Raw genomic sequence first — 13253 nt, 5'->3', positions numbered from 1 at the left:
TTTTTATTGCCTGCGATTTAGTCTCACCCACAAACCAAACGCTCAATCCTCTATAGATTCATCAAAAGCGCTAACCTAGCGCATCACAAACATCGCCTTCCTGCACATACAAGGTTGACCAGTGATTACGCTTGGCGTGTTTCTTAGCAAAGCTAGCCCGCTTAAGTGGAAAAATATTTCTATCAATTAGGTGGTTGTCGATTAAAAAAGCCTGTTTGTTAAACAGGCTTTTTTAATCGAGAAAGTGATTGCAGATTTACTAGAGCTTCAGCTCAGACAAGTATTTCTTGAATCGGTCTCTTAGTTCTGGGTGGCGTAAGCCAAATTCGACGATGGCTTTCATATAGCCAAACTTACTACCGCAGTCATGGCTTTTACCAACCATGTAGTAAGCCTGAGTAGTTTCTTTTTTCATTAAACTAGCGATGGCATCTGTTAACTGAATCTCATCTCCAGCCCCTGGAGGGGTTCTTGCGAGCTCTTTCCAGATTTTAGCTGATAATACATAACGGCCCACGACAGCAAGATTAGAAGGGGCATCCTCAATAGCGGGTTTTTCTACAGAACCTACCATGTCTGTTGAATTTCCGGGTTTAAGCTCGCTGCCGTTGATGTCTACAATACCAAACTTGCTAACATCTTCCTGAGCTACTGCTTCAACCATTACTTGGCTAGAGCCTGTTTGGTTAAACTTCGCCACCATGTCTGCCAAGTTTTCAGTGCGAAGGTCTGAGGTTGAATCATCCAGCACTACATCTGGGAGAAGTACGGCAAAAGGCTCGTCGCCAATAAGAGGGTGAGCACATAGAATTGCGTGCCCTAGACCTTTGGCAACACCTTGTCGTACATGCATGATGGTAACGTCTTTGGGACAAATAGAACGCACTTCATTAAGCAATTGACGCTTTACCCGTTTCTCTAATGTAGCTTCTAGTTCGAAGCTGGTGTCAAAATGGTTTTCTATTGAGTTCTTACTAGAGTGGGTTACTAAAATGATCTCTTTAATGCCTGCAGATATAGCTTCTTGAACAACATATTGAATTAGCGGCTTGTCTACGATGGGTAACATCTCTTTAGGAATGGCCTTGGTTGCGGGTAGCATTCTTGTTCCTAGTCCTGCTACCGGTAGTACCGCTTTTCGTACTTGTTGGGTCATTTTCAGTCTCTTGAAAAAGTAAGGTTAAATGCCCGTGCACTGTAACACGCCAAAATGACATTTTAAATTGAGATATTAGCGAATAGATATCCCTGTGATAATTTTTTGAAGTGGAGAAGCCATCGCCCTCGCGGTGGTAGCGACCTACGGACGATGCTAGGTGGGTAACTTAGTCTACGTAGATTCGGTCTTTGTTATCGAGGTAAATCTTTTCACCAATGCCTGGCACTAGCACAATTTGTTCAATGTTCTTGAAGTTACCATGTTGCTGGCGGTACTGAACAATTGCTGTTGATTTCGACTCACCTACGCCTTTTAAAGAATCTAGTTGTTCTGCGCTGGCAGTATTTAAGTTGATTGGTGTTAAATTTTCATTAGCTAAGGCTGATTGTATATTGATTAAACTAAATACGAGCACCAGTGCCAGCTTAAGTAATTTCATGGTTTATTCTCCTTTTTGATAAAACCATAAATAACAGTAGAGGATATGTTTTATATGCGAATCACTCATTTGGGCTAAATTGTGACACTAAAATGACAAATGGGCGATAGCTCGCCCAATTAGATTAAGGAAGTACTTTTTTGAAGGGCTTTACACTTACCTTTGCATACACGCCTGCAGCCACATAAGGGTCTGCATCTGCCCAGGCTTTTGCATCTTCTAAGCTTGAAAACTCTGCTATTACTGTAGAGCCTGTGAAGCCTGCTTCTGCTGGGTCATCAGCATCAATAGCTGGCATTGGGCCGGCAACTAATAATCGCCCTTCGTTGAGTAAAGCGTTTAAACGCTCTAAGTGAGCTGGTCGCGCTTGTTTGCGTTTATCTAAACTATTAGCCACATCTTCAGCATAGATTACATACCACATACTATTAATCCTTTTTCTCTGTGAGTGATTCTTTTTGTTCTTTAGGTAAGTGTTTGTATAAGTAAACGACAGTGCCTACTGTAAACACTAAGGTTAAGCCGAGTAGGCCAAACACCTTAAAATTAACCCAAAATTCTTCTGAGAAACTGAATGCAATATAGAGGTTTAGTGTTCCACAAGCGATGAAAAAAAGTGCCCATGATACATTCACTTTTGACCAAACATTATCAGGTAAGGTCATTTCTTTGCCCAGCATCTTTTTGATCAGTGGGTTACCAAATGCAAACTGACTCACTAACAGCACTAAACCAAAGATCCAGTTAATAACGGTAGGTTTCCATTTAATAAAGTTATCGTCGCGCAGGATAAGAGTTAAGCCACCAAAAACCAATATAAGAACAAAGGAGATGAGATGCATTTTCTCAACTTTTTTGTTTTTAATATATGAAATTAGCAATAAGACCGCAGTTGATATCATTAACGCAAGAGTTGCAGCATATATGTCTTTTAAGTAATAGGCTGCCAAAAAAATAACTAAAGGGATAAACTCGAAAAATTGTTTCATAGTTCCTCAGCGTAAGCTGTTAATAAAAAAGCCGCTAAAAAGCGGCTTTTGATAGTAGCAAGATCTTTAACTAAACGGTAGCCGCTTTCATGTCACTGGCAAATTGCTTGAGTGTTACAAGCATTTGCGCTTTGTCATCAAGGTTGCTTTCGATGATCTTAACTACAGCTGAACCTGATATTGCACCTGCTGCGCCAGCTTCAATGGTTTCTTTCACCTGTTGAGGAGTAGCAATACCAAAACCCAGTAAGGCTGGCGGCGCATTATGTTGCTTAAGTTTATTTAACAACTCTCCCACTGGCGCGCCTGCTTTGGTTTCTGTACCGGTAACGCCTGCTCGGCTAACAAGGTAGGTATAACCTTGTCCATACTCAGCAACTTTAGCCAATGTAGCTTCATCGGCGTTTGGTGGCGCAATAAAGATGCTTTGCAAGCCATGTTTATCAGCTGCTTCTCTAAAAGGCGCAGACTCACGAATAGGTACATCTGCAACTAGCACCGAGTCTACGCCTGCCGCTGCCAGTTTTTGGTAGAAAGAATCAATACCGGTTGAATATACCAGGTTAGCGTATAACAACAGACCAATAGGTACCCCTGGATGTTTTTCACGAATAGCACTTAGCATTTCTAAACATTTAGGAGGGGTAACATCAGCCGCTAATGCGCGAACGTTAGCTCCTTGAATGGTAGGGCCATCAGCTACTGGATCAGAGAAAGGGATACCCAGCTCTAAAGCATCGGCACCACCTTCAACTAAGGCATCAACAATGGCTAGAGATTGCTCTAAATCGGGATCGCCAAGTGTTACAAAGGGAACAAAAGCGCCTTGTTTTTCGCTTGTTAGACGTTCAAATAGTTTAGCGTAACGTTGCGTCATTATAAGCTTCCTCTTTGCTCGAATATTTCGGCTACAGTAAAGATGTCTTTGTCGCCACGCCCCGATAGGTTTACCAACAATATCTGTTCTTTGTCTTTATCTTGCTTAGCGAGTTTTAGCGCGTAAGCCAGCGCGTGAGCAGACTCTAGAGCGGGAATAATACCTTCACTCTCAGCTAGGGTTTGGAATGCGTCCAAGGCTTCTTCATCGGTAGCTGATTCATAATCTGCTCTGCCGATTGAATTCAAATAAGCATGCTGCGGGCCTACTGATGGAAAATCTAAACCCGCTGAAATTGAATAAGACTCTTCAATTTGACCATTTTGGTCTTGCATCAATAACGAATGCATCCCAAAGAACATGCCTTTGCGGCCATGTTTAAGTGGAGCGCCATGTTGGTCGGTATCAATACCTTTACCTGCTGGTTCTACGCCAATTAGTTTTACATCTTCTTCTTTGATGAAGTCAGCAAACATGCCGATTGCGTTAGAGCCACCGCCAACACATGCAATTACCGCATCAGGTAAGCGACCTTCGGTCTCAAGAATCTGCTGTTTAGCTTCTTCGCCAATCATTTTCTGGAATTCACGAACAATAGTTGGGAATGGGTGAGGGCCTGCTGCCGTACCTAACAAGTAGTGAGCGCTGTCGTAACTGGCTGCCCAGTCGCGTAAGGCTTCGTTACAGGCGTCTTTTAGGGTAGAGGAGCCGCTGTGCACTGGAATCACTTCTGCACCCATTAGCTTCATTCTGAAAACATTAGGCTTTTGGCGTTCACAGTCAATTGCGCCCATGTAAACACGGCACTTTAGACCAAGTAACGCACACGCTAAGGCGGTAGCTACGCCATGTTGACCAGCACCGGTTTCAGCAATAATTTCTTTCTTACCCATTCGCTTGGCTAATAGGGCTTGGCCTAAAACTTGGTTGGTTTTGTGTGCACCACCATGTAATAAGTCTTCACGCTTTAGGTAAATTTTGGTTTTAGTACCCGCAGTTAAATTGCGGCACAAAGTTAGAGGTGTTGGTCTGCCAGCGTATTCGCTTAATAGCCCGTTGAACTCTTCGATAAAGCTAGGGTCTTCTTGGGCGTCAATAAAGGCTTGTTCTAGTTGATCAAGCGCTGGCACTAAAATTTGTGGAACAAACTGCCCGCCAAACTCGCCGAAATATGAATTTAATTTACTCATTGTTGACTCTTATTCGTTAAAAATGGTTAACGCTTACTAATCTGTTTGAGACTAGTACTGTCTAATCTGTTCAAACGCAGCATTAATTTTTGCTGGGTCTTTTACCCCTGGCGCTTGTTCTACACCGGAGTTTAAATCTAAGCCTGCAGCGGCGTAGGCTAGTGCATCTTGAATGTTACTTGGGCTTATGCCGCCTGCTAGCATCGCACCATGACTGTGCTCACCTAACAGTTGCCAATCGAAGGTTTGCCCAGTACCACCGCATTGGCCGGCGACTTTGCTATCAAATAATATTTTGTCTGCGTTGCTTGGCGCTTTTGGTAATGCCTCACTCACGCCAAGCGCTTTCCATACAAGGCTGCTGTTAAGTTTTTCTTTTAGCTGCTCGATGAATTGCTCGTCTTCATCACCATGCAATTGCACTGCATGAAGTTTAAGTTGATTGGCAATATTGGCTACTTCTTCAACCGAGCTATTTACAAATACACCCACAAAATTAAGTGGTGCCGCTTGACTGAGTATTTCTGCTTGCGCTAGGTTTACGCAGCGCGGCGATTTTTCGGCGAAAATTAATCCGCCGTATACTGCGCCCGCTTGATAAATCGTTTTAACATCTTGCTCGCGTGTTAAGCCGCATACTTTGTTTTCACCAAGTATGAGTTTACGACAAGCCATGTCTACATCATCTTGGCTCATTAGCGAGCTACCGACTAAAAAGCCGTTGGCGTATTTGGCTAGCTCACGCACTTGTTGGTGCTGATAAATGCCTGATTCTGAAATGATGATGCGATCTTCAGGGATTTGTTTGGCCAGCTCCGGTGTTCTGTCTAAGGTAATCGACAAGTCACGCAAGTTACGATTGTTAATACCTATAACTTTGGCATTTAGAGCAATAGCGCGCTCAAGCTCTTGTTGGTTACTTACTTCAGTCAGTACGCCCATATTTAGCTTGTGGGCTAACTCAGCCAGCAAGCGATACTCGTTGTCATCGAGAACCGATAACATCAGCAAGATGGCATCGGCCTTATGGTAACGGGCTAGATAGATTTGGTACTCGTCAATGAAGAAGTCTTTACATAACACTGGTTGATCAACTTGCTCTCTAACCTGAGTTACATAGTCAAACTCACCTTGAAAGTATTTAGTATCAGTAAGCACCGAAATGGCCGCAGCATAGTTTTTATATACGCCGGCAATCAGGTCTAAGTCGAACTCTGGGCGAATCAAGCCTTTAGATGGAGAAGCCTTTTTACATTCAAGAATAAACTTAGCGGGAGAGCCTGATAGCGCATCATAAAAACTGCGCTCTGTGGGCTCAACCTGATCTATAAAGCTTGCTAGTGCTTGGCTTTGCATACGCTCTGCTAACCAAATTTCTTTGTCAGCCACGATTTTATCTAGAATGGTGGCTTGTTTTGTTTCTGCTTGGCTCACTGACTCATCTCCGCCAATTGGTTTGCTAGGGTTAGTGGACGACCAGAGGCCATTTCATCTAAGGCCATTTTAACGCCTTGAGCAACATCATCAGCTTTACCTGCAAGCTTAAGTAACAAGGCAACATTAACTGCAACAGCTGCTTGTTGGGCTGGTGTCGCGGTGCCTTGTAATAACTGTAAAGTGATGGCTTTGTTTTCTTCAGGTGTGCCACCTTTAATGGCATCTAGATCGGCTTGCTCAACACCAAAATCAGAAGGGGTTAAGCTATATTCGGTAATCTTGTCGCCGTTAATCTCCGCAATTTGAGTTTCACCATGAATGGCTACTTCGTCTAAGCCTGCACCGTGAACCACCATGGCTTTTTTCATACCTAATTGTTGCAAGGTATGCGCAATGGGCGAAATGAGCGCGGGGTCATAAACGCCCATCACTTCCATACTTGGATGAGCTGGGTTAATTAGCGGACCTAGTACATTAAATATGGTGCGGGTTTTTAAGGTTTGGCGCACCGGCATGGCGTGGCGTACACCGGCGTGATATTGCGGTGCAAACAAAAAGCACAGACCTAACTCGTCTAAACATTTGCGTGCGGTATCTGGGGTCATTTGAATGTTGATTCCCAAAGCGGCCAATAGATCTGAAGAGCCTGACTTACTTGATACACTGCGGTTACCATGCTTGGCTACCTTAACCCCTAAACTTGCTGCAACAAACGCAGAAGTGGTTGAGATATTAATGGTGTTGTGGCCATCACCGCCGGTGCCAACAATATCCGCAAAATCATAATCGGGGCTTGGAAAAGGGGCCGCATTCGCTAATAGAGCCTTGGCTGCTCCAGCAATTTCTTGGGGTTGTTCACCCTTAATCTTTAGTGCGGTTAGCAATGAAGATAAAACGATAGGCTCAACTTCACCCTGAATCACCTGACTAAACACCTGCTGTGCTTGTTCAATGCTTAAGTCTTTTCCTTGATATAGCTGCTCTAAAATAGCCTGCATTACGCTTGCTCCTTTTGGGTGGCCCAGTCTAGGCTGCGGGCTAATAGTGTTGCCCCTTCGCTGGTTAAAATGGATTCGGGGTGGAATTGAAACCCAACAATCTTGTCTTGTTCGTTGATTATCGCCATTGGCATGTTTTGATAATGAGCATTCACTACAACCCCATCTGGCATTGTAGTGGCTACTAACGAGTGGTAGCGCGCTACTGGCAGAGGATTGCTTAAACCTTCAAACATAAGCCGGTTGTCGTGCTCAATCGCCGACGATTTACCATGAACAATTTCATCGGCTTTACCCACCACACCACCGTAGCTTTCTACTAGTGCTTGGTGGCCAAGGCAGATACCAATAATAGGTACTTCGCCTTTACATAAATCGATAAGCTCTAACATACAGCCCGCTTGCTGTGGGTTACCAGGGCCTGGTGACAAAACCAATACTGGCGGAGTAGGGCTATTATCAATATGTTGCTTGATCTCTTTAGCGCTTAAGTGGTTACGGTAAATGCTAACCTCTAAGCCTTGACTACGAAACTGATCAACAAGGTTATAAGTGAACGAGTCAAAGTTGTCTAACAAAAATACACTATGCGTCATCACTAACATCCTTCAAAGTAGAACCGTGAGCGCGGGCAATGGCATTTAGCACCGCAGCTGCTTTGTTGCGAGTTTCATCGGCTTCGGCTTGAGGCTGTGAATCATACACCACACCAGCTCCAGCTTGAACATGCGCGACCTTATCTTTAACAAAAGCAGAACGAATAACGATACAGCTATCCATGTCGCCGTTACCTGCAAGGTAACCAACTGCGCCACCATAACTGCCACGGCGCTGCTGTTCTACTTGGCGAATTAACTCTGAAGCACGAATTTTTGGTGCGCCAACAAGGGTGCCCATGTTCATGCAAGCTTGGTAAGCGTGAAGTGCGTCTAGGTCATTACGTAAGGTACCTACCACGCGCGACACTAAATGCATAACATGGCTGTAGCGATCTACTTTTAGTAAATCAGCTACATGGCGAGTGCCAGGCTCACTGATGCGAGCGACATCATTGCGGGCTAAATCAACCAACATAATATGTTCTGCGGTTTCTTTTTTATCTAGGCGTAGCTCTAGCTCTAAGCGGCCGTCTAAATCTTGGTTAATCGAACCATCGGCGTTAAAGCCGCGTTTACGCGTGCCGGCAATCGGGTAAATTTCTACATCTCGGCTATCAGAGGAGTATTTAATTGCACTCTCAGGAGAGGCGCCAAACAATACAAATTCACTGTCTTGCAGGTAGAACATGTAAGGGCTTGGGTTGGTAATTTTTAATTCGCGATAAGCGGCGAGGCTATCAGGGCAAGAGAGTTTAAAACTGCGAGATGGAACCACTTGAAAAATGTCACCTTGGCGAATGTAGTCTTTCATTGTTTCTACATTCTGGCAGAAGTCTCGGTCGCTAATGTCAGCTTCAATCTTCCCTTGGTAATCACTAAAATCTGGCTGTGCCTGTTGGTGATTTTTATGCTCACATAATTCTACTAAGTGGGCTAAACGCTGATTTATTCTAGCTTGCTCACCTTCGTTATATACCGAGCCAATTAAGTGAGTTACTTGTTCTTGGTGGTCTATTAGTAGCAATGTTTCGGCGAGGTAGAACTGGTAGTCGGGGCAAATGTTGGTGCTTTCGGCGACGTCTTGTAGTTGCTCAAAGCTGGCGATGAAATCATAGGCAAATACACCGCCGATAAAAACGCCTTTATCATGAGAGGCTAGCTCACCGTATAGTGTAGTTATCAACCGTAAGGCATCAACAGGAGAGCTCGCTTTTAAACGAGAATCTTCATCTAAATTAGCGGCTGGGAGTGGGTAATCTAACACCAGTTGAGTTGCACTATGTTCGGTGATTAAGCTGTTGTCACTGTGTTCTACAACCGCCGAGATAACCGCTTCACCATTGAGTGATACCGCAGTAAACGTCACTTGACGACCTTTACAAGTGATCTTTAAGGCTGCATCGGCCAAAATTAAACTTTGAAGGTTTTCTTTGCTGTCTATTTCGCAAGATTCTAGCAAAACATTGTGTTGACTCTCTTTGCAAAGCTCTTGATATAAACTTAGTGGGTCAAGCACGTAGCTAGCATCAATTAAGTTGTTGCTTAGCTGCACCCTAGGGTGATTACTCATGGTTCGTTACTCCTCGTTAAGGCCGTAGCGCAAATATAAAAAAAGCCCGCATTAAGCGGGCTTTTTGTTGTTCTGTTCAATGTATTGGAAATACAACAACTCACACCCGTTTATTTCGGAGTGCGCCACCACCAAGATTTGTTGGTAAGAAGAAAAGTTGTCATGCTTATTCCTAGTCATTTTGATAGACTAAGTTAACTGTAAATGACATCACCAAGTCAAGAAAAAATTTAGGAAATTTAATGCGATTTGATTTGCATTGCCATACTACTGCCTCGGATGGTGGCTTAAGCCCAACTGAAATAGTAATGCGTGCCGAAAACATGCAAGTCGACGTGTTGGCTATTACCGACCACGACACCACAGCTGGCATTGCAGAAGCAAAAGCTAATGCGAAGCATGTGCAAATTATCACTGGCACTGAAATCTCTACTGCTTGGCATGCTTTTGATATTCATATTGTAGGCTTGAATATTGACGTGACGTCTACAGAATTACAAAGACACTTAGCTGAGCAACGAGACAAGCGAGAAGTTCGCGCTCAAGAAATGAGCCGCCGTTTAGCAAAAGCCGGTATCCATGATGTTTACAGTGATGCGAAACAATTGGCGGGCAATGCCCCGATTACCCGTTCTCACTTTGCCAAGGTATTGGTGGAACGTGGTATAGCAGCTAACTTTAATAAAGTATTTGATAAGTATTTAAGCCGTGGCAATACCGGTTATGTGCCTAATAATTGGATGAGTATGGGCGATGCAATAGACATTATTCATCATGCTGGCGGTGTTGCTGTATTGGCTCACCCAACTCATTACGATTTGTCGAATAAATGGGTGCGTAAGTTGTTGGCCGAGTTTGCCGAATTGGGCGGCGACGGCGTAGAAGTGGCAATGCCGCAAATGTCTAAAGACCAATTACTGTGGCTAGCCGATTTAGCCGAACAAAATGGATTACGTGCTTCTCAAGGCTCTGATTTTCATCATCCCTCTCCTTGGCGTGAATTAGGTAGAGGCTTACAATTACCAGAAAAGTGCCAAGCTATTTGGCAGTTGTGGCCTGGCTTCTCTCCTGAATCCAATCGCTAGGCCCATTAATCGCAGGGACAGTTATGAGTCAGTTTTTCTATGTACACCCCGACAACCCTCAACAACGCTTGATGAACCAAGCGGCTAATCATATTCAACAGGGCGGGGTGGTGATCTACCCAACCGATTCAGGTTATGCCATTGGTTGCCATATTGGTGATAAAGCCGCATTAGAGCGCATTTGCCGTATTCGTCAGTTAGATAAAAACCACCATTTTACTTTAATGTGTCGCGATTTATCTGAGCTCTCGGAATACGCGCGAGTGGGTAACCAAGCTTATCGCTTGTTACGCAACAATACCCCAGGACCATATACCTTTATTTTTAAAGGTACCAAGGAAGTGCCACGTCGCTTACTCAACCCTAAACGTAAAACCATAGGTATTCGAGTTCCCGACAACAAAATTGCATTGGCGATGCTGGAAGCTCTTGGTGAGCCACTAATGTCATCGAGCTTAATTTTGCCGGGCAATGACTACACCGAATCTGATCCGGAACAAATACGCGACCTATTGGAACACCAAGTAGATTTAATTGTTAACGGTGGCTATTTAGGCGAGCAGCCTACTACTGTTATTGATCTTTCAGAAGATGAGCCAGAGATATTGCGCAGTGGCTCCGGTGATACGAGCCCATTTGAATAATGTCTGAACAGGCTTCTCCTACTCAGCAATTAACCCTAGCCAGCGTAAATGGTGAGCCTTGGCTAGACATGCCGGAGGATTTGTTTATTCCGCCGGATGCCATGGAAGTGATTCTGGAGCAGTTTGAGGGGCCATTGGATTTATTATTGTATTTAATCCGTAAACAGAAGTTGGATATTGAACACTTACCAGTATTAGCCATCACCCAGCAATATATGGAATATATTGAAGCAATGCGAATGCTCAAATTAGAGCTCGCGGCTGAGTATTTGGTAATGGCAGCGCTGTTAACCGAAATTAAATCGCGCAGCTTATTACCAGTACAAGAGCACGAACAAGTTGAGGAAGACCCAAGGGCTGAGCTTATTCGGCGTCTTCAAGAGTATGAATTATATAAAGACGCTACCGAAAAAGTAGATAGTTTACCAAGACAGCAACGAGATACTTACACAGCTATCATTGACCGCCCTCAAGATATGCCAATTAACGTTATTTACCCAGAAGTGACGATGGATGAGTTAATTCAAGCTATGCGGGGTATTGCCCAGCGAGTGGCTAACTTTGAACATCATGAAATTAAGCGTGAAAAACTGTCTACTCGGCAAAGGATGAGCGATATATTGGCCAAGTTACAACAACACCAGTTTGTCGAATTTAGTCAGTTGTTTTCCTTATCTGAAGGTCGTAGCGGTTTAGTGGTAAGTTTTTTGGCAATACTTGAGTTAGTCAAAGAAGGTTATATCAAGTGTGTGCAAAGTCAGCCTCTGCAGCCTATTCAAGTATTATTAGTTGATGCGGAGATCTCTGAGCATGGCTAAACCCAATTTAGTTAAGTTAGTTGAAGCCGCTTTGTTTGTTGCTGGCAGACCGCTCAGCGTTAAAGAGCTGCAAGCCACGGTGTTGGCAGATGTAGGATTAGCTAAAGCACAAGTGAATATGGTGCTTGAAGAGTTGTCTTTGCGTTATCAAGATTCGGGTATTGAGTTGGCCGAAACCGCATCCGGGTTTCAATTTAGAGCGCGCCAAGAATATGCGCCACAATTAGCCAACTTATGGGCTGAAAAAGCCCCGAAATTTAGCCGAGCAATGTTAGAAACACTCACTTTAATTGCTTATCGCCAGCCAATTACTCGCGGTGAGATCGAAGCGATTAGGGGAGTGGCAGTGAGCAGCCATATCATAAGTGTATTGAGAGAGCGCAATTGGATCCGCAGCGTCGGACATAAAGAAATTCCCGGCCGTCCTACCTTATTTGCAACTACAACAAGCTTCTTAGATTACTTTGGTTTGAAAGATCTGGCCGATTTGCCAGAATTAGATCAATCTTTACTTGAAAAACTGCCGCAAGACTTTCAGACTTAGCGCACTTTACCACCCGGATAAGAAATATGAGTGAAAAACTTCAAAAAGTCCTGGCCCGCAGCGGTTTAGGCTCACGTCGTGAGATGGAAGCTGTAATTGACGCAGGGAGAGTAAGCGTAGATGGGAGTATTGCCACTTTAGGTGATCGCATCGAAGAAGGGGTTGAAGTAAGGGTGGATGGCCGCATCATCGATATTCAAAAAGTCGAAGACACCATTTGTCGTGTATTGGCTTACCATAAGTCGGAAGGTGAAATCTGTTCTCGTAATGACCCAGAAGGGCGAGAAACCGTATTTGACCGTTTACCACGCTTGCAACATGGTCGCTGGATTGCGGTAGGTCGATTAGATATCAATACCTCTGGTTTATTGTTATTTACTACCGATGGCGAGTTGGCCAATCGTTTAATGCATCCAAGTTTCGAAGTTGAGCGCGAATACGCAGTACGGGTATTTGGTGATGTAGATGACGAAGTCATTCGTAACTTGCGCACCGGTGTTGAATTAGAAGATGGCCGAGCAGCATTTACCACGGTTAAGCGCCAAGGCGGCGAGGGTATTAATCAGTGGTACTCCGTGACACTAAGCGAGGGTCGTAATCGCGAAGTGCGCAGAATGTGGGAATCTCAAGGCATGCAAGTGAGCCGTTTGATTCGGGTTCGTTATGGGCTTATTCCTTTACCTAAAGGTTTACCACGCAGCGGCTGGCAAGAAATGCCCTTAGATCAGGTAAACTACTTGCGTAAGTTGGTACAGCTAAATAAAGAAGAGAATACGATTATCAAGGTGGAAGATCGTGTTCGCAGTACCCAGCGTATTAGAAAGTCGGTGCGTAAACACCGCTCTCGCACGCAAAGCCAAGCGGCAAAGAGAAGGCGTTTAAAATAGCCCTTTAGCCAATAAAA

At 44.2% G+C, this 13253-nt stretch carries 15 protein-coding genes; 5 read left to right on the top strand and 10 right to left on the bottom strand.

Features of this window, described 5'->3' with window-relative positions; all coding sequences use genetic code 11:
* Positions 1-259 precede the first annotated feature (259 nt).
* From galU to ACYFDN_RS06665, 10 genes are all read right to left on the bottom strand, one after another.
* The gene (gene galU, locus ACYFDN_RS06710) at positions 260-1156 is read right to left on the bottom strand and encodes a UTP--glucose-1-phosphate uridylyltransferase GalU (protein ID WP_483510472.1); all 897 of its coding nucleotides are present in this window, start codon (positions 1154-1156) and stop codon (positions 260-262) included.
* 169 nt (positions 1157-1325) lie between these two features.
* Entirely contained in the window at positions 1326-1598 is a 273-nt protein-coding gene (locus ACYFDN_RS06705) for a ComEA family DNA-binding protein (RefSeq protein WP_472590613.1), read from the bottom strand.
* A 124-nt stretch (positions 1599-1722) separates the two neighbouring features.
* Positions 1723-2022, bottom strand: coding sequence for a YciI family protein (locus tag ACYFDN_RS06700; RefSeq protein WP_152785989.1), 300 nt, complete (start codon positions 2020-2022; stop codon positions 1723-1725).
* Positions 2023-2026: 4 nt separating this feature from the next.
* On the bottom strand, positions 2027-2587 hold the full coding sequence (locus tag ACYFDN_RS06695; RefSeq protein WP_406608960.1) for a septation protein A: 561 nt from the start codon (positions 2585-2587) through the stop codon (positions 2027-2029).
* 70 nt (positions 2588-2657) lie between these two features.
* A complete protein-coding gene (gene trpA, locus ACYFDN_RS06690; protein ID WP_483510471.1) occupies positions 2658-3464 on the bottom strand; it encodes a tryptophan synthase subunit alpha in 807 nt (268 codons plus the stop codon).
* Entirely contained in the window at positions 3464-4654 is a 1191-nt protein-coding gene (trpB, locus tag ACYFDN_RS06685) for a tryptophan synthase subunit beta (RefSeq protein ID WP_016400694.1), read from the bottom strand. The genes trpA and trpB overlap by 1 nt, the downstream gene beginning before the upstream one ends.
* A gap of 51 nt (positions 4655-4705) precedes the next feature.
* Entirely contained in the window at positions 4706-6088 is a 1383-nt protein-coding gene (gene trpCF / locus ACYFDN_RS06680) for a bifunctional indole-3-glycerol-phosphate synthase TrpC/phosphoribosylanthranilate isomerase TrpF (protein ID WP_483510469.1), read from the bottom strand.
* Positions 6085-7089 carry an anthranilate phosphoribosyltransferase gene (gene trpD, locus ACYFDN_RS06675; protein ID WP_483510467.1) on the bottom strand — a complete coding sequence of 335 codons (1005 nt, stop codon included), beginning with the start codon at positions 7087-7089 and terminating at the stop codon, positions 6085-6087. Before trpD ends, trpCF begins: the two co-directional genes overlap by 4 nt.
* Positions 7089-7685 carry an aminodeoxychorismate/anthranilate synthase component II gene (locus ACYFDN_RS06670; protein WP_016400691.1) on the bottom strand — a complete coding sequence of 199 codons (597 nt, stop codon included), beginning with the start codon at positions 7683-7685 and terminating at the stop codon, positions 7089-7091. The genes trpD and ACYFDN_RS06670 overlap by 1 nt, the downstream gene beginning before the upstream one ends.
* Entirely contained in the window at positions 7675-9258 is a 1584-nt protein-coding gene (locus tag ACYFDN_RS06665; protein WP_483510466.1) for an anthranilate synthase component 1, read from the bottom strand. The genes ACYFDN_RS06670 and ACYFDN_RS06665 overlap by 11 nt, the downstream gene beginning before the upstream one ends.
* Before the next feature lie 242 nt (positions 9259-9500).
* Between ACYFDN_RS06665 and rnm the strand changes: the two genes are divergently transcribed.
* From rnm to rluB, 5 genes are read left to right on the top strand one after another with little or no spacing between them, the layout of a single operon-like run.
* Entirely contained in the window at positions 9501-10343 is an 843-nt protein-coding gene (gene rnm, locus ACYFDN_RS06660) for an RNase RNM (protein ID WP_483510465.1), read from the top strand.
* A 23-nt stretch (positions 10344-10366) separates the two neighbouring features.
* Positions 10367-10987 carry an L-threonylcarbamoyladenylate synthase gene (locus tag ACYFDN_RS06655; RefSeq protein WP_016400687.1) on the top strand — a complete coding sequence of 207 codons (621 nt, stop codon included), beginning with the start codon at positions 10367-10369 and terminating at the stop codon, positions 10985-10987.
* Positions 10987-11805, top strand: coding sequence for a segregation and condensation protein A (locus tag ACYFDN_RS06650; RefSeq protein ID WP_483510463.1), 819 nt, complete (start codon positions 10987-10989; stop codon positions 11803-11805). The genes ACYFDN_RS06655 and ACYFDN_RS06650 overlap by 1 nt, the downstream gene beginning before the upstream one ends.
* Positions 11798-12349 carry an SMC-Scp complex subunit ScpB gene (gene scpB / locus ACYFDN_RS06645; protein WP_016400685.1) on the top strand — a complete coding sequence of 184 codons (552 nt, stop codon included), beginning with the start codon at positions 11798-11800 and terminating at the stop codon, positions 12347-12349. Before ACYFDN_RS06650 ends, scpB begins: the two co-directional genes overlap by 8 nt.
* A gap of 26 nt (positions 12350-12375) precedes the next feature.
* Positions 12376-13236 (top strand): 23S rRNA pseudouridine(2605) synthase RluB, encoded by an 861-nt coding sequence (gene rluB, locus ACYFDN_RS06640; protein WP_040306893.1) that lies wholly within the window; start codon positions 12376-12378, stop codon positions 13234-13236.
* Positions 13237-13253 lie beyond the last annotated feature (17 nt).

This window comes from Agarivorans sp. D1326 (assembly GCF_056958115.1).
The sequence above is the reverse complement of the archived record's forward strand: the minus strand, read 5'-3'. Positions and strand labels throughout refer to the sequence as shown.